The organism is Phycisphaerales bacterium, assembly GCA_035627955.1.
In the GTDB taxonomy this organism is placed as follows: domain Bacteria; phylum Planctomycetota; class Phycisphaerae; order Phycisphaerales; family UBA1924; genus JAEYTB01.
This window is the reverse complement of sequence record DASPKU010000001.1, coordinates 286,903-303,467: the sequence shown is the minus strand read 5'-3', so window position 1 is coordinate 303,467 and position 16,565 is coordinate 286,903. Positions and strand designations below refer to the sequence as shown.

Genomic DNA, 16,565 nt, shown 5'->3' with positions numbered 1-16,565 from the left:
GCAGCGGCGGCGGAACGGGATCAACCTGGCGTGCGGCGGGCGCATCAGCGGGTGCAACGGGCCGGTGCTGACGATCGATCCGGTGCAGGGCGGGGACACGGGCGTGTACGAGGTGGTGGTGACGAACGCGTGCGACTACACGGTGAGCCCGGCCACGGCGCTGCTGGTGGAGGCCCCGTGTGGGAGCGCCGACTTCAACGGCGACGGCGACATCGGCACGGACGCGGACATCGAGGCGTTCTTCCGCGTGCTGGGCGGGGGCAGCTGCTGAGGGGAAGTGGCAGAGTGGCGAAGTGGCAAAGTGACGGAGAGACGGAGTGGCGGAGTGACGAAGTGACGGAGCAGTCCGGCGCATCCGCACATCCCCCCACTCCTCGTCCCATCCTGCCCCCTCCGCGCACCTCCGCCTACTCCGCGTGACTCCGCGGTGGTGCTTTCGGATCTCCATCTTCGCGGCTGCGCTCCCCTTCGCGGGCTTCGCGTTCAGGCTTTGGCCTTGGGCCGTGGGGAACCAGGACGTGATGGTGGTGGTTCAGGTCTTGGCGCTGCCGATCCAAGCCTTGGCGCGGCAGGTTCAAGCCTTGGCGCGGCAGGTTCAAGGCCTGGCGCGGCAGGTTCGGGGCTTGGCGCTGCCGGTTCAAGGCTTGGCGCTGCCGAATCAAAGACCGGGTCCACGCTTGCGGCGTGCCGGCGGGGGTGGCGGCGGGGGTGTCCGACGCGGTCAATCGGTTATTGGGCGTGGCGGGGAGCGTTTTCGGGTGTCAGCGGATGAGGGCGGCGAGCAGGTCGGTGATGCCCTGGCCGCGGGTGGCGACGGTTTCGAGGATGGGGCGGCGGCCGGCGACGTCGCGGAGGTCTCTTACTAACTCGTTCTCGCCGGGGTGGTCGGCCTTGTTGCACACGAACAGGTCGGCGATCTCGAGGATGCCGGCCTTGTCCATCTGCACGGCGTCGCCCATGCCGGGCGTGAGCACCACCGCGGTGGTGTCCACGAACTTGCGGATCTTCGTCTCGTTCTGTCCAGCGCCGACGGTCTCCACAAAGAGGGTGTCGATGGGCCCGCCGTCGGCGTCCCCATCGAAGGCCCCGCCGATGAGCTCGATCACCGCGGGCAGGCTGGCGTAGTCCTCGCCGCTGATGGCCAGCGAGCGGTAGTAGACCTTGTCGTCCAGGGTGTTGAAGTCCACGCGCAGGCGGTCGCCCAGCAGGGCGCCGCCGGTGATGGGGCTCATGGGGTCGAAGGCAATAACGGCGCAGCGGCCGGAGTAGCCGGGCTCGCCCGCGCCCCCGGCCTGGGCACGCCGCACGAACTCCGCGGCCATGGACGCGACCAGGGTGGACTTGCCGGCGCCGGGGGAGCCGGTCACGCCGATGACACGGCGGGGGCGGCGGCGTCTGGCCCCGGCGCGGAGGGGCTTGCCGTCGTGCACCAGCGAGATGTCACGGGCGAGCTGGGCGGTGACGGCGTTGCCGCCCCCACTCCCGCCCGACATCCGGCTTCCGACATCCGGCATCCGCTCCTTCGTCGCCCCGTGCACGGCGTTGACGATGTCCAGCAGCCCCACGCCGGTGGTGAAGCACTTGCCGATGCCCGCCTCCATGAGCTTGGGGAGGTCCTCCTGGGGGAGGATGCCGCCCATGTAGACGGGCAGGTCGGGGCGGCCGAGTTTCTTGAGCTCGTCCACCAGGCGCGGGCCCAGTACCAGGTGCGAGTTGGACATCATGGAGGCGCAGATGACGTCGCAATCCTCGTCGCGGGCGGAGATGGCGAGCGAGCGCGGCGTCTGCCAGAGGCCGGAGTAGATGACGTGCACGCCCGAGTCGCGGAGGGCGCGGGCGATGACCTTGACGCCGCGGTCGTGGCCGTCCAGGCCCATCTTGCCCAGGAGCACGCGAGGGCGGTGCGGGAGGTCGGCGCAGCGGTCCTTCTTCTCGAACTCGGTAGTGGGGACGTTGAGGGCGGTGGTCATTCGGGCGGATTCTAAGGCGGGAATACCAAACACGGAGCCACGGAGGGGAAGGAGAAAGGCGCTACCGAAAGAGGAACGCGGAGGGGGCGGAGGTGCGCGGGGGCGGGAACAGGGGGAGGGGTGAGCATTGTCTCCTGCCTTGACCCATGCCTTCCGTCCGCGCAACTCCGCTCACTCCGCAAACTCCGCGGTAGTGCCTTGGCCTTCCCGTTCCCAATCCAACCCTCCGTGCTCTCCGTGCCTCCGTGTTTGGAACCCCGCCTCATTACACTGCCGCCATGAGCGACCAACCCGCGCCCGCCGGAAGCAGGAGCTTCCGCTATTACGATCTTGTCATGGCCGGCTTCGTCGCCGTGCTGCTGTGCTCAAACCTGATCGGGCCGGGGAAGACCTGCCTCTTCAACCTGCACGCCGACGTGGTGCCCGAGTGGAAGGACGGGGCGCTGCTGTGGGGCCCGCTGCTCGCGTTCGGGGCGGGGAACCTGTTCTTCCCCTTCTCCTACATCTTCGGGGACATCCTGACCGAGGTGTACGGGTATGCCCGGGCGCGGCGGGTGATCTGGGCGGGGTTCATGGCCATGCTGTTTGCGACCCTGATGGCCCAGGTCGTCATCCACCTGCCGGTGGACCCGCGCGAGCCCTTCAACGAGCGCATGCAGCCGGCCCTGGAGACGCTGTTCGGGGGGACGTGGCGGATCGTCGCGGCCTCCGCCGTCGCCTTCTGGGCTGGGGACTTCGCCAACTCCTATGTGCTCGCAAAGATGAAGGTGCTGACCCGGGGCCGGTTCCTGTGGACGCGGACCATCGGGTCCACCATCGTGGGCCAGGGGCTGGATAGCGTGATCTTCTACCCCGTGGCCTTCGCCGGGATCTGGAAGAGCGAGACGCTGGTGCAGGTCGTGATCTTCAACTGGCTCTTCAAGGTGATGGTGGAGGTGGTGCTGACCCCCCTGACCTACGCCATCGTGGGTTTCCTCAAGCGCAAGGAGGGCGTCGACCACTTCGATACCCACACAAACTTTACACCCTTCACCCTCAAGGACTGACGGTGGGCTTGCAAACACCCCCCCACCCGTGGTTATGCTGCACCCCGTCCAAGGGGGAAGCCAACGCATGAAGCCCATCCATCTTGTCACGCTGATCCTGGTCGCGGTCGCGGTGATGCTGGGCATCACCATGATGAAGAAGAAGCAGGAGCAGAGCGCCCCGAAGGTGGCCGCTTCGTCGGGCCCGCCCGCGGGGGCGACCTTTGTCGACGTGGAGAAGGCGCCGCTGGACGTGATCATGAGCGGCAACATGTACGTCGGGCAGTGGATCAAGGAGCCCGGCTGGCAGGTGGCGATCAAGGAGATCACTAAGTCCTCCGACGGCGGCAAGGCCCTGCGGATCGAGGTGAGCCAGCCGAGCACCCTGCGCGGGTCGGCGTGGATCGTGGCCGTGGTGCCCGAGGACACCGACATCAAGGTCAACCAGTTCGTCATGCTCAGCGGGCGCATCGACGAGATCAGAGAGTTCAACGACGGCGGCCCGATCCCCGGGCGCACGCTGGTCGTGCGCGACGCCAAGCTCACACGCCTGTGAGCTACCGAAGAAACGGGGGGTGGTCCCCGCGCTACGAGCCCCAAAAAGCAACGGAGCCCCGGGATCGCGAGACGGCCCGGGGCTCTGTTGTTTTTCCGACGGGTGGCACGACCGTGCTCGGACCGTCGTGGAGTTGTGCTTCAGAAGCCGCTCAGCAAGGATGCCCGCCCAGCACCCGGAAGAACGCCTCGATGTCCTGGTCGGTCCCCGCGTCGCCGTCGCCGTTGAAGTCCGAGCCGCCGGCGTAGCAGGTGGGGCAGCACGTCCCGCCGATGCACGTGAAGAACGCCTCGATGTCCTGGTCGGTGCCGGAATCGCCATCGCCGTTGAAGTCCGACGTGCCGCAGGTGGGGCCGCACTGCACAACCCCCGTGAGGAAGTCGACGCGGATGTTCAGGTCATCGCCGCTGCGGGGGCGTACGTGCCAGCGGCCGTCAGTCGCCGCGTTTGATAGCGACGTCATCGGCGCGAAGCCGCTGGCAAGGTAGTAGGTGCCCGCGGGCAGGCTGCCGTTCTGCCCTGCGAACACCGGGTCGGCGGGGTTGCCGGTGCGGGACGGCCGGGCCCACGTCGCCCCGAAGGAGAACTGCGGGAGCGCCCAGGGCCCCTCGTCGTTCGACGAGGCCACCACGTTGCCGCTGCTGTTGAAGACGAACGCGACCTGGTCCGCGGTCTGCGGCGAGTCGCTGCCGGTGAAGTCAATGTCGAGGTAGCTCTCCGGCGTGGAGCCGTCCGCCCCGCACGTGGTGAACTTGTACCACAGCGCCCCGGGCACTCCAGGGTTCACCGGCGGCACGGTCAGCCCGGGCGCGAGGACCGTCTGCCCGTTGTTGATCTCGATGAAGTTGGGCTCCGCCGACGGCGCCAGCGGCCCCGCGAACGTCGCGTTGGTGCGGAAGTTCACCCGCACCGTGCCCGAGTTCTCGCTCGCGCCGGTCAGCAGCCAGCCGTTTCCTACCCGCGCGGCGGGGAACGAGCCCACGCCCAGGTAGTACGGGCCGAAGGCGAAGGTCAGCTCCCCGTTCATGCCGTCGAACGCGAGGCCGTTGCCGAAAGCCGGCCGGTTCCCGACGCCGAAGCTGAGCTGCGCCTGCAGGTCGCTGCCGCTGTCGCGGTTGGTGGCCAGCAGCACCCCCACGCCGTCGAACAGCGCCAGCACCGGCTGGTTCACCGGCCCGAGCTGCGAGCCCTCGGTGTCGATGTCCAGGAACGTCCGGCGCGCGTCCGTCACGTTGCCCGGCACCTCGAACTTGTACCACTTGATCTCGCCCGGCCCGAGCGGGGCGGTTACGGTCAGCCCGCTGTCCTGCAGCGTGATCTCCGTCGCCGGCGGCTCGGTTGCGGGCGCGATCCCCCGCAGCACCAGGTCCGCGATCACCGCGTTGCCGGTGCAGGGCGCCCCACCGAAGATGCTCCGCACGTGCTCGTTGGGCATCGGCGCATCCAGCGGCCCGCCCTGCATCACGCCGTCGGCGTTGCGGTCTCGCCCCCAGGGGTCGGTCGTCGAGCCTACCGGCATGTCGTTCTGGTGCGTCACGACCAGCCCGCCCGTGACGCTGGCGAGCTGGTTGCTTCCCGGCGCGAGCACGAACACCTCCACGTACGCGTGATCACCGTTGATGTAGCACAGCGGAAGCCCGTTGCTCATCAGGTTCAGGTACGCCAGGTCCGGAGCATTGCGGATCGCCACCGGCCCCAGCGTCGTCAGCGGCACCGCCCCCGCCGCCACCATCGGGTTGCTCGTGAAGCTCGCGTTCTGCCACACCTTCACCAGGATGTCGTAGTCGCTGATCTGCCCGAAGCTGTTACTGATCAGCAGCTGCACCTCCATCAGCGGCTTGTCGATCGAGCTGCTCCACGGACCGTTGCTGAACCGAACGTCCTCGATCAGGTGGTTGTGCCCGAATGTGCCGATGCACTCGCCGTTGGCGTCCGAGTCGTACACGTCCTGCACCACCAGCCGTGGTGCGTAGGGCAGGACCTGCTTGGTCGACGCGTCCACGTAGATGTGCGGGATCGTGCTCTTGTCAACGTTGGGGATGGGGGTTACATCCTGCGCCGCCGCCGGGATCGTGGTCATCGCCGCCACGAGCGCCGCGGCGCCCATCAGTCGTCCGTAGTGCATGGTGCCTGCCTTCGGGGGACTCCGTCCCGCCGCATGAGCCGGAAGGGCCTCTCCACGCCGCGTCGCCTACGTAGGCGGCGAATCCGTTCCTCGGCGTGCACCCTTCGTCCCGGCGCGTCCGCCGCGTCGCTGCCGACGCGGGCGGGCCAACCTACCGGGCGATTCGCGGTTCACAACCCCGGAGCCCGGGTGAAGTGAACAAAAACTCACATCTCGCCCCTCGATGCGGGGACGCGATTCCCTCACGCAGGTCAGTGATTGTGGATAGTTCTGCGCATATGCGCGCAAACTGGCGGCTACCGCGCACCCACGTGGGCGCGCTTCTCCATCGCCGCGACGAACTGATCGAACAGGTAGCTCGCGTCGTGCGGCCCAGGCGACGCCTCGGGGTGGTACTGCACGGCGAACACCGGCTTGTCCTTCATCGCAAAGCCCGCGAGCGTGCCGTCGTTCAGGTGGATGTGCGTGGCCGTGCCGCCCACCGCCTCCAGGCTTTTGGGATCAACCGCGAACCCGTGGTTCTGGCTTGTGATCTCCACGCGCCCGTTGGTCGCGTTCAGCACGGGCTGGTTCGCGCCACGGTGACCGAACTTGAGCTTGAAAGTCTTTGCCCCCGCCGCGAGGGCGAGCAGCTGGTGCCCCAGGCAGATGCCGAAAGTAGGAATCGGCTCGCCGGGCTTGCCCAGCACGCCCTTGAGCGTCGCGATGGTCTGCTCCACGGCCGCGGGGTCGCCGGGGCCATTGGAGATAAACAGCCCGTCGATGTCCCCCTGCTCATAGCGGCGGATGATCTCCTCCGCCCCGGTGTCATGCGGCACCACCACCACCTCGCACCCGCGCTCCGCCAGGTTCCGCAGAATGTTCGCCTTCGCCCCGCAGTCCAGCGTCAGCACCCGCAGCTTCCGCGAGGGATCGTGATGCGGCGGCGCCCACTCGCCCAGCGTCTCGCTCCACGTGCTGCCGCTGTTGCACCCCACCCGCGGCACCAGGTTCTGCCCCGCCATCGACGGCGCGTTCCGCGCCATCTCCACCAGCTGCGCGTCGCTCAGGTCCGTGCGGTCCGTCAGCACGCCCGCCATCGACCCGCCCGTCCGCAGTTTCTTGGTCAGCGCCCGCGTGTCGATCCCCGTCAGCCCCAGCACGTTGTTCTTGGCCAGGTACTCGCTCAGCGTGCCGGTCGCCCGGAAGTTGCTGTGCCGGCGCGCCAGTTCGCGGATGATGAACCCCGACACCTGCACCTTCCGCGACTCGACATCTTCATCGTTCACGCCTGTGTTCCCGATCAGGGGGAACGTCTGGACGAGGATCTGCCCCGTGTACGAGGGGTCGGTCAGCGACTCCTGGTACCCGCACATCGCGGTGTTGAACACCACCTCCGCGGCAACCGCCAGCGACCGCCCGGTCGCCCCGAACGCCTGGCCGTGGAACACCGACCCGTCGGCAAGGGCGAGCCGGCCCGGGGGAAGGTTGGATACGTTGTGGGAGGAGTGAGCGGCGTCGATGTCGTGGTTGGGCATCGAGCCAGAGTGTAGCGCGCTCTACCGGGGATTTGCGTGGCCACGGGCAGCGAAAGTCTCTTTGCCGTACAGGAATCCGCCGCAGCGGCCGGCTCCGTGTACGTCCGCGTGGCCGTGGAGCGCGGCATCGAGATCGACTGGAACGCCGAGAAAACCGCGGAAGGCCTCACCTACCGGCTCGACGGCCCCCTCGCATCGACGCCCCCCACCATCGGCGAGCGCGTCGAGGTCCCGCTCGGGCGCGGCACCGGTGTGGGAAAGCTGACATCTGGCATCGTCGTCGCCGTCGGCGGCCCCGAGCTGCTCGACGGCCTCGCGCCCTCCAAGGTCAAGCCCGTGGCCCGCCGTTCCGGGGCGGCGCTCCCGCCCCGCATGGTCGAGCTCGCCGAGTGGATGGCGACCTACTACGTCTGCCCGCTGGGGATGGTCATAGCGTCGATGATCCCCGCGGCCGTGAAGCAGGGCATCGGCCGGCGCGAGGTCGAACAGGTGTCGCTCCTGCCCGGAGCCTTCGAGCACCTCAAGCCGCCGCAGCGCAAGCTGCTGGAGCAGGTGAGAGCCCTCCCCGCGGACGTGTTCCCGCTGCCGCTCGCGAGCCTCGCCGCCAAGCTCAACCTCAAGACCCCGCAGCGGCTGCGGGCCTTGATCGCAGCCGGCGCCCTGCACGCCTCCATCACCGAAGAGGTCCACGCCCGCGAGAACCTCTCGGGCGACCTGGGCGTCTCCACCACCGCCATCACGCCCACACGCGCCCAGCAGGCGATCATCGACGCCATCGCCCCCACCCTCAGCGCGTTCCACGCCCACCTCCTCCACGGCGTCACCGGCTCTGGCAAGACCGAGGTGTACCTCCGCCTCATCGCCAAGGTCCTGGAGCGCGGCCAATCCGCCATCGTGCTCGTCCCCGAGATCGCCCTCACCCCCCAGACCGCCGACCGCTTCACCGCCCGCTTCGGCAAGCCCCGCGTCGCCGTGCTGCACTCGGGCCTCACCGCCGCCCAGCGCAACCGTGAGTGGTCCCGCGCCGCCGCCGGCCAGGCCCAGGTCGTCGTCGGCGCCCGCTCCGCGGTGTTCGCTCCCGTGCCCAACTTGGGGCTCATCGTCGTCGATGAGGAGCACGACAGCAGCTACAAGCAGGACCGCCTGCCACGCTACAACGCCCGCGACGTCGCCATCAAGCGGGCGCAGCTCGAACCGTGCCCGGTGCTGCTGGGCTCCGCCACGCCTGCCCTTGAGAGCTACGCCAACGCCACCAGCGGCAGCCCCAAGTGGTCGCTGTGGGAACTCACCGAGCGCGTCGGCAACGCCCGCCTGCCCGACGTCGAGATCGTCGACCTGCGCGAAGAACGACGCCTCCGGGCCCAGCTGCCGCTGGGTGACGACGGCCGCCTGCACCTCCTCGGCCCCACCCTCGAGCAGGCCCTCGAGCACACCCTCGCCGACGGCGCCCAGGCCATCCTCCTGCTCAACCGGCGCGGCTTCGCCCACTACATTAACTGCCCCAAGGCCGCCTGCGGCTTCTCGCTCGCGTGCAGCGACTGCGACGCCAACCTCGTGCTGCACCGCCACTCCGGCGTGCCCGCGGGCGAGCTCGTCCGCTGCCACCACTGCCTGGCCGAGCAGCTCGTGCCCCGCCTCTGCCCCCAGTGCGGCACCAAGCTCAACGTCTTCGGCGGCGGCACGCAGCGTGCCGAGGATGAGCTCATCCGCAAGTTCACCAGCATGGGCCTCAAGCTCGGGGAGACGCTGCTGCGGCTGGATTCCGACTCCATGCGCTCCGCCCGCGACTACTACGACGCGCTCTCGAGGTTCGCGAAGGGCGAGGCCCGCGTGCTGATCGGCACGCAGATGATCGCCAAGGGCCTGGACTACCCCAACGTCCGCCTCGTCGGCGTGCTCGATGCCGACACCTCGCTCAACATCCCCGACTTCCGCGCGAGCGAGCGCACGTTCCAGCTCGTCAGCCAGGTCGCGGGGCGCGCGGGCCGGGGCGACAAGCCCGGGCGCGTCATCATCCAGACCATGAACCCTGACGCCCCGCCCATCCTCCTCGCGGCCGCGCACGACTACGTGACCTTCGCGCGCGAGGAGCTCGCCACCCGCCAGCGCTCACGTCTCCCTCCCGCGGCCCGCATGGCCCGCATCGTCTGCCGCGACGAGGACGACAAGAAGGCCCGCGACCGCGCGGCCGAGCTGGTCGAGGTGCTGCGCTCAATCGCAGGCGACTCGGCCCTGGTGCGTGGTCCCGGCCCCTGCCCGGTCTCGCGGATCGCCAACCAGTACCGCTACGCCCTTGACGTGTTCGCCCCGCGGGCGGGGATCGTCCAGCAGGTCCTCGCCGCCGCCCGCGCCAAAGGCTTGCTGAAGAGTGATGCCAACACCGCGGTGGATGTCGATCCAGTAGCCTTGATGTGATTGTCGTTCCAGGGTACCCCGCCGCTCCGCGGCGGCTCTTCGTTTCACACAGAAAGCAGCATCACTCGCGCCCCGCCGAACCGCCGCGGAGCGGCGGGGTACCCAAGAATGGATGGGAAGGGAGTCCAGATGGGAGAGTTCGATTCAAGGAAGATCACCGTCATGGGCCTGGGCCGCTTCGGCGGCGGCGCGGGCGTCACCCGCTGGCTCTGCTCGCAGGGCGCTCAGGTCCTTCTGACCGACATCGAGCCCGGCGACAAGCTCGCGGCCTCCATCGCCGGTATCCAGGACCTCATCGACGCTGGCCAGGTCGAGCTGCGCCTCGGCGAGCACAACGTCAGCGACTTCACCACGTGCGACCTCGTCATCGCCAACCCGGCGGTGCCCAAGCCCTGGGACAACCGCTTCCTGCGGGCGGCGCAGGCCGCGGGCATCCCGATCACCACCGAGATCCGCCTGCTGGTCGAGCGTCTTCCCAACCGCGCGAAGGTCGTCGGTATTACCGGCTCCGCCGGCAAGAGCACGACCACCGCGATGATCCATCACATCCTCGCCACCACCGGGCGCGACACCGTCCTGGGCGGCAACATTGGTGGCTCGTTGCTATCTGACCTCGCGCGCATCACCCCAGATACCTTCGTGGTCCTCGAACTCAGCAATGCCATGCTCTACTGGCTCGGCGAGGCCAGCCCCGACTGCAGGTTCTCACCGCACGTGGGCGTCGTCACCAACGTCAGCCCCAACCACATCGACTGGCACGGCAGCTTCGAGCACTACGCCAACAGCAAGCGCCGACTCGTCTCCAAGATGCAGCCCGGCGACACCGCCATCCTCGGCGAGAGCGTCGCCACCTGGCCCCTGCCGACCGGAGTCAATCGGATCACCCCCTCACCCACTCACCCCCTCACCCACTCACTCGCGATCCCCGGCCCCCACAACCAGCTCAATGCCACGATGGCGATCGCGGCCGCCACCACGCTCGACCTCACAATCACCCGCGAGCAGGCGATCGAGGCCGTGCGCACATTTCAGGGCCTGCCTCACCGCCTTCAGCTCGTGGGCGAGGTTGACGGCGTCCGCTATTACAACGACAGCAAGAGCACCACGCCCGAATCGTGCCTGCTCGCGGTGAACGCCTTCGGCGACCATCGGCAGCGCATCCACCTGATCGCCGGCGGCTACGACAAGAAGTCGGACCTCTCCCCAATCGGCCAGCTGGCACGCGAGCTCGCCGGGCTGTACACCATCGGCGTGACCGGCCCCGCCATCGCGGCCGCTTCGGCCGCACGCGCCACCCCCTGTGGCACACTGGAGGTCGCCATGCAGCACATCCACGCCCGTGCCCGTCCCGGAGAAATCGTCCTGCTCAGCCCCGGCTGCGCCTCCTGGGACCAGTTCGAGAACTACGAGCAACGCGGCCAGCGCTTCGCCGAGCTCGCCATGGGAGCCCGCGTATGACCGCTTGCCCGACACCGAACCGGGGAGGCGGGCTTTCAGCCCGCACCTCACTCCTCCTGCTCGCCGCGGGATCACTCCTCCCCGCCTGCGCCAACCGCGACATCCAGCGCGCCCACGAGGCCGTGCCCCACCGCCGTCACGACGTCGCCTCGCCGCAGCACCAGACCCCGCCAACACCGCCGGCGCAACCCACACCTCCAGCGCCCCCAACTCCGCCAACGCCCCCCACCCCCCCGCAGCCGCCCACACCGCCAACACCACCTGCGCCCACAAACCTAGCGCAGGCATCTCCCACCCAACAGTCCCTCCGCGAGGTCTTCCCCCACGTCCGCGTCGACGCCTCCGCCAAGGTAGTCGAGTTCGACGCCACCGTCCCCATCAACGCCCACGACCCGCAGAAGCCCCGCGTGTACCTCGAGGTCATCGCCTGTCCGCCGGACACCAAGGAGCACGAGGCGCTGCTGCTCACGAGCGCCAAGCCCTCGCACGTGCACGCGGCCCTGCTGCTGATCGGCCTCGAGCCCGGCGCTCCCGGCCGCTGGAACTGGGAGGGCGAGAAGCTCGAGACGATTCCGCCCAGCGGCCCGGCCGTGAAAATCACCGCGACCTACGAGCACAACGGCAGGCGCACCACCGTCAACCCCGCGGCCTGGGTCCTCGACGTCAACACCCAGAAGACGCTCGCCGACCTCGAGCCCGGCGCCGCCTGGCTGTTCGCGGGCTCGCAGATGATCGACCGCCAGGCCCAAGGCACCTACCGCGCCGACGCCGACGGCACGCTCATAGGCCTGCACACCTTTGGCGGCGAGACCCTCGCCTGGCCCCGTATGTACAACCCCGACAGCGGCGTGGAAGAACCGCGCTTGATCGCCAACGCGTCCACGCTCCCGCCGTACAACACCAAAGTCACCGTCCGCATCAGGCCCGCGGGCAACCCCAAGCCCGCCGCGGCCACGGCCTCACCGCCCGCCGCTCAGCCGTAGCGTCAGTTCCCGCGTGCTCGACGTGCCGTCCTCACCCGTCTCCATGACGGTGATCTTCACGCTTTTGCCGGCGAACAGCCCGGCCTTCTCCAGCGCCGTCACCACCGTGTCTGCGTCCTCGACCTTCTCGCCCGCCACGGTGGTCACCACCTGACCGCGCGCCAGCCCCGCGCGGCTCGCCGGGCTCTCGTCGATCAGGAACGCCACCGTCGGGCCCTCGTCAAGATCAGTGAAAGCAACGCCGAAGGTCTCCAGCAGCGCCGGGCGCAACTGCGTCAGCCGCGCGGCCGCGGGCATCTCGCCCAGCACCGCGTCGAGCGACACTTCCTTCCCGTCCCTCAGCACGATGATGGTCACCTTCTCGCCCGGCCGGCTGGTCGTGATCAGCGAGCGCAGCACACCCCATTCGGCCGTGGACTGGCCGTTGAACGAGATGATGACGTCGCCCGCCTGCATGCCGGCCTTGGCCGCAGGGCCATCCTCAGCCACACTCTCCACCGGAATCCCGCGCCGGTCCTGCCCATCAACCCGCGGCCGGTCGGCGTACGTGATCCCAAGGTACCCCGGCACGATCGGCGTGCCCGCGATCAGTTGCTCCACCCGCGTCTCCAGCGTCGTGAGCGGGATCGCGAAGCTGATGCCCGCCGACTGCCCGCTGCTCTCCGCCGACCCGCCGCCGTTCTCACTGGCCGTCGCGATCGCAACGTTCATGCCGACGACCTGCCCACGGATGTCCACCAGCGGCCCGCCCGAGTTGCCCGGATTCACGGCCGCGTCCGTCTGGATGAAGTTCGAGATCCCGTACTGCCCCATGAGCGTCCGCGCCGAGCGACCAAGCCCCGACACAATGCCCTCGGACATCGAGAACTTGAACCCAAACGGCGAACCGAAGGCGTACACGCGGTCGCCGCGCTCCACCCGCTGCCCCGTCGCGCGCCGCGCCGGCACCAGGTTCTCCGCATCCTCAACGCGGATCACAGCGATGTCGCTCATTGTGTCCGTGCCGACGACACGCCCCTTGGCCACATGTCCGTCATAGAACTGCACCGTCACCGTGTCGCTCGAGCCCACCACGTGAGCGTTCGTCACGATATGTCCGAGGTTGTCGTACACCCAGCCCGAGCCCGTCGCCCGCCGCACCACGCTCCGCCCGCGACCGGCGGTCACGTCCAGGTGCACCACGCTGGGCTCCACCGCCGCCGCGATGTTCCGCGTCGCGCGGTTCAGCCGCTCCAGCACGTCATCCTGATCCAGCGCCTGCTGGGCCAGCCGCACGGTCCGCTGCGTGTCCGCCGCGCCGATGTTGCGGATGGCCCCGGGCACCACCACCAGCGTCACGGCCGAGGTCACCAGCACCACGAAGGCCGGTCCGAAGCTCATGAATCGCCGCATGCTGGTGAACCTCCAAACCGCCCGCCGCGGCGGCTACTGCTTCCTTTGTATCGGCGTGACCCGGCCCGCTTCTGAGGCACCCGGTTCCACTGAGCCCCCGCCGCTATGAGGCTCCGTGGTCTTTTCGCCCCCGCCCGCCCCGCGGATGCTGGACCGCGGACCAGCCGGATTCCCGGGCGTTCCAGTGCCCTTGGGCGTCACCCGCCGCTCCGACACCCGCCGCACCCACTCCGCACCCGCCGCTTCGATCTGCCGCCCCAAGTCTGCCACAGCCTCCGCAAACCGCGGCGGCGAATCCGTCATCCCCAGCAGGTCCTGGAGCACCAGCACCTGCCCGTGGCACCCATCCCCCGCACCGATACCGATAACCGGCACCGTCGTCGCCTCGATCACCCGGCGTGCCACGTCCTCAGGCACCGCCTCCATCAGCAGCATCACGCACCCCGCTCGCTCGAGCGCCACCGCATCCGCCACGATCTGCTCCGCCTCCCGCGGCGTCCTCCCCGCCCCGGTATACCCCCCCGAAAGCCCCGCGAGCTGCGGCCGGCTCCCAACATGCCCGCAGATCGGCACGCCCGCGCGCGCCATCCGCTCCAGCAGCGGCGCATGGCTGGCGTCCGCCTCGATCTTGACGATGTCCGCGAGCCCCTCCGTCAGGAACCGCCCCGCGTTGCGGATCGCGTCCCCCTCGTCGGCCTGGTAGCTCATGAACGGCATGTCCGCCATGACCATCCGGTCCGGCGCCCCCCGCTTCACCGCCGCCGTGAGGGCAATCGCCACCTCCAGCGGCATATCGATCGTCCGGCTGTACCCCAGGATGACTTCCGCGGCCGTGTCGCCCACCAGCAGGATGTGCACCCCGGCCCGGGCCAGAAACCGCGCCGTCGTCGCGTCGTAACACGTGAGGCACGCGAACGGCCGCCCGTCCCGCGCCATCTTGCGGATGGTCCGAATCGTCACCGCCTCGCCGGATGAGGGCTGTTTCACACCCAAGCGTAGCCGTGCCGTCGGGATGTCCTCATATCGCTGGTTTCCGCCTGATCCCGCACCAATCCCGCACACCGGCAAGTACGATCCACCCGATGCACCGCACGCTCACCCCCGAGCTCATGGACGACCCCAACGTCCCGCGCGACCAGCTCGCCCTCTCCCTCCGCTACATCCGCGCCGTCAACCGCGTCCTCGGCGGCGAGTCCTCGCTCCTCCGCCACCTCAAGGCCTGGTCGTGCCGCTGGCCCAAGGACCGCCCCATCACCCTGCTCGACGTCGCCACCGGCTCCGCCGACCTGCCCCTCGCCGCCCGCCGCTGGGCCGAGCGCCGCGGGTACGACCTCCGCATCACCGGCGTCGACAAGCACCACGAGACGCTCGCCTTTGCGCGTGAGCACACGCAGAACCACCCCGCAATCGACCTCCGGCACGCCGACGCTCTCACGCTCGACCGCACCTTCGAGCCCACGTCCTTCGACTACGTTCACGCCGGCCTCTTCCTCCACCACCTCAGCGACGAGGACATCATCACCGTCCTGCGACAGATGAACACCATCGCCCGTCGCGGCCTCATCTGGAACGACCTCGTCCGCTCCACCGCCTCCGCCCGCGTGATCCGCCTGCTCACCCTCGGCATGCCCCACATCGTCAAGCACGACGCCCGCGTCTCTGTTGCCGCGGGCTTCACACGCGAAGAAGCAGAGTCACTCGCACAACGCGCCGGCATCACCTACACCACCTACACCTGGCGCGCCCTCACCCACCGCTTCACCATCGCCGGCGAGAAGCCCGTCCAGCGTTGATGCCTCGGTGCGTCGCCGTGGCGACCCTTGATGGCTCCCTTCCACGCGCCTTCTTGTCCCGGACCCTCCGTGCCCCTCCGTGTCTCAGTGTTTGGTACCCCTGTCTGCGTGTTTGGTACCCATGCCCCCCGCCCCGCACATCGCCGTCCTCGGCGCCGGCCCCGCGGGCTCCACCGCCGCTGCCCACCTCGCCCGCGCCGGCCTCCGTGTCACCCTCCTCGAGTCCCGTCCCTTCCCGCGCGTGAAGGTCTGCGGCGAGTACATCAGCCCCGCGGCCACTTCCATCCTCGAGTCCCTCATCCCCCCGCACGAACTCGCCGCCGCCGGCGCCCGCCGCATCACCCGCATGGTCCTCGAGGCCGGCGACCACCGCAGCACCTGGACGCAGCCCACGCCCGCGTGGTCCCTCAGCCGCGCCGCCCTTGACACGCTGCTCCTCCGCAAAGCGACCGAGGCGGGCGCACAGGTGCTCCAGCCCGCCACCGCCCGGCGCGTCACCTTCGCCGACGATTGCGTCACCATCGAACTCACCGACGCCCGCACCATCACCTGCGACATCGTCATCCACGCCGACGGCTCGGGCCGTCACGACCCCGCTGGCCCCGTCCCCAACGCCCCCGCCCTGCTCGCCCATAAGTGCCACCTCCGCATCCCGCCGGGCACGCACGCTGAGGATCCCGACACCATCACCATGCGCTCCTGCTCGGGCGCCTACATCGGCACCATCGGCGTCGAGCACGGCCTCGCCACCTGCGCCCTGGTCGCCCGGCGCGAGCTCTCTCGCACGCACCCGTCGACCGACGCGATCGTCCAGCACCTCTGGCCCGCCTTCCGGCCCGAGTGGCGCACCACGCCCTGGAAGTCCTGCGGCGTTCCACGCTCGCGCCCCATCATGCCCGGTCACCCCCGCTCCTTCCGCCTGGGCAACGCCGCCGGCGCGGTCGACCCCGTCGGCGGCGAGGGCATCGGCCTCGCCCTCTGGTCCGGCGCCGAGCTCGCGCACCACACCGCCACCCTTGCCCGCCTCGCCACGCTCACAACGCGGGACCAGCTCAACAGCCTTCACACCACCCAGCACCAACTCCACCGCAGCTACACGGCGCAGCTCCGCCTCCGCCTTCCCGCCTGCCAGCTCACCGCGTGGACGCTGATGCGCCCGCACCTGGTCCGCGCCCTCTGGCCGTTCGCCCTCGTCCCCGGCCTGTCGTTCCGGCCCTTCTACCGGCTCACCGGCAAGGCCGCGCCCGCATCACCCTGACTTCACGCTGCCTCAAAGCGACCGCGCGAACCGTCAATCAGGCACGGCGCGCCGCTCGCGCGCGAATCGCCCG

At 69.4% G+C, this 16,565-nt stretch carries 13 protein-coding genes; 8 read left to right on the top strand and 5 right to left on the bottom strand.

The features are described from left to right. Positions 1-64: 64 nt before the first annotated feature. Positions 65-271 carry a hypothetical protein gene (locus tag VD997_01245; protein ID HYE60595.1) on the top strand — a complete coding sequence of 69 codons (207 nt, stop codon included), beginning with the start codon at positions 65-67 and terminating at the stop codon, positions 269-271. A 490-nt stretch (positions 272-761) separates the two neighbouring features. Here the strand turns inward: VD997_01245 and VD997_01240 are convergent, their stop codons facing one another. Continuing rightward, a complete protein-coding gene (locus tag VD997_01240; GenBank protein ID HYE60594.1) occupies positions 762-1,970 on the bottom strand; it encodes a cobalamin-dependent protein in 1,209 nt (402 codons plus the stop codon). Between the two features lie 278 nt (positions 1,971-2,248). On the opposite strand from VD997_01240, the gene VD997_01235 reads away from it, so the two are divergent. Both VD997_01235 and VD997_01230 read left to right on the top strand, forming a co-directional pair. Next, positions 2,249-3,016, top strand: a complete 768-nt coding sequence (locus VD997_01235; GenBank protein HYE60593.1) for a queuosine precursor transporter — start codon at positions 2,249-2,251, stop codon at positions 3,014-3,016. A 67-nt stretch (positions 3,017-3,083) separates the two neighbouring features. Beyond that, complete coding sequence (locus VD997_01230) at positions 3,084-3,551, top strand: hypothetical protein (protein ID HYE60592.1); 468 nt, start codon at positions 3,084-3,086, stop codon at positions 3,549-3,551. A gap of 151 nt (positions 3,552-3,702) precedes the next feature. On the opposite strand, the gene VD997_01225 is transcribed toward VD997_01230, so the two are convergent. Continuing rightward, a complete protein-coding gene (locus VD997_01225; protein HYE60591.1) occupies positions 3,703-5,676 on the bottom strand; it encodes a hypothetical protein in 1,974 nt (657 codons plus the stop codon). A 296-nt stretch (positions 5,677-5,972) separates the two neighbouring features. Then, complete coding sequence (gene carA / locus VD997_01220; protein ID HYE60590.1) at positions 5,973-7,193, bottom strand: glutamine-hydrolyzing carbamoyl-phosphate synthase small subunit; 1,221 nt, start codon at positions 7,191-7,193, stop codon at positions 5,973-5,975. Between the two features lie 36 nt (positions 7,194-7,229). Here carA and priA point away from each other — a divergent pair, with 36 nt between their 5' ends. From priA to VD997_01205, 3 genes are all read left to right on the top strand, one after another. Further along, complete coding sequence (priA, locus tag VD997_01215; protein ID HYE60589.1) at positions 7,230-9,608, top strand: primosomal protein N'; 2,379 nt, start codon at positions 7,230-7,232, stop codon at positions 9,606-9,608. 129 nt (positions 9,609-9,737) lie between these two features. Next, positions 9,738-11,066 (top strand): UDP-N-acetylmuramoyl-L-alanine--D-glutamate ligase, encoded by a 1,329-nt coding sequence (gene murD / locus VD997_01210; protein ID HYE60588.1) that lies wholly within the window; start codon positions 9,738-9,740, stop codon positions 11,064-11,066. Then, a complete protein-coding gene (locus VD997_01205) occupies positions 11,063-12,049 on the top strand; it encodes a YdjY domain-containing protein (GenBank protein HYE60587.1) in 987 nt (328 codons plus the stop codon). The genes murD and VD997_01205 overlap by 4 nt, the downstream gene beginning before the upstream one ends. Here VD997_01205 and VD997_01200 read toward each other — a convergent pair. Both VD997_01200 and panB read right to left on the bottom strand, forming a co-directional pair. Next, positions 12,026-13,441 (bottom strand): trypsin-like peptidase domain-containing protein, encoded by a 1,416-nt coding sequence (locus tag VD997_01200; protein ID HYE60586.1) that lies wholly within the window; start codon positions 13,439-13,441, stop codon positions 12,026-12,028. The genes VD997_01205 and VD997_01200 overlap by 24 nt on opposite strands. A gap of 33 nt (positions 13,442-13,474) precedes the next feature. Then, a complete protein-coding gene (gene panB / locus VD997_01195) occupies positions 13,475-14,428 on the bottom strand; it encodes a 3-methyl-2-oxobutanoate hydroxymethyltransferase (GenBank protein ID HYE60585.1) in 954 nt (317 codons plus the stop codon). A gap of 95 nt (positions 14,429-14,523) precedes the next feature. Here panB and VD997_01190 point away from each other — a divergent pair, with 95 nt between their 5' ends. After that, positions 14,524-15,234 carry a methyltransferase domain-containing protein gene (locus tag VD997_01190; protein ID HYE60584.1) on the top strand — a complete coding sequence of 237 codons (711 nt, stop codon included), beginning with the start codon at positions 14,524-14,526 and terminating at the stop codon, positions 15,232-15,234. A gap of 121 nt (positions 15,235-15,355) precedes the next feature. Then, a complete protein-coding gene (locus VD997_01185) occupies positions 15,356-16,492 on the top strand; it encodes an FAD-dependent oxidoreductase (GenBank protein HYE60583.1) in 1,137 nt (378 codons plus the stop codon). Positions 16,493-16,565: the final 73 nt, after the last annotated feature.

Coding starts and splice junctions, on each gene's coding strand:
- VD997_01205 (HYE60587.1), top strand. CDS start 11,063: ATGACCGCTTGCCCGACACCGAACCGGGGAGGCGGGCTTTCAGCCCGC.
- VD997_01190 (HYE60584.1), top strand. CDS start 14,524: ATGCACCGCACGCTCACCCCCGAGCTCATGGACGACCCCAACGTCCCG.
- VD997_01230 (HYE60592.1), top strand. CDS start 3,084: ATGAAGCCCATCCATCTTGTCACGCTGATCCTGGTCGCGGTCGCGGTG.
- VD997_01240 (HYE60594.1), bottom strand. CDS start 1,970: ATGACCACCGCCCTCAACGTCCCCACTACCGAGTTCGAGAAGAAGGAC.
- VD997_01225 (HYE60591.1), bottom strand. CDS start 5,676: ATGCACTACGGACGACTGATGGGCGCCGCGGCGCTCGTGGCGGCGATG.
- VD997_01200 (HYE60586.1), bottom strand. CDS start 13,441: ATGCGGCGATTCATGAGCTTCGGACCGGCCTTCGTGGTGCTGGTGACC.
- VD997_01185 (HYE60583.1), top strand. CDS start 15,356: ATGCCCCCCGCCCCGCACATCGCCGTCCTCGGCGCCGGCCCCGCGGGC.
- murD (HYE60588.1), top strand. CDS start 9,738: ATGGGAGAGTTCGATTCAAGGAAGATCACCGTCATGGGCCTGGGCCGC.
- carA (HYE60590.1), bottom strand. CDS start 7,193: ATGCCCAACCACGACATCGACGCCGCTCACTCCTCCCACAACGTATCC.
- VD997_01235 (HYE60593.1), top strand. CDS start 2,249: ATGAGCGACCAACCCGCGCCCGCCGGAAGCAGGAGCTTCCGCTATTAC.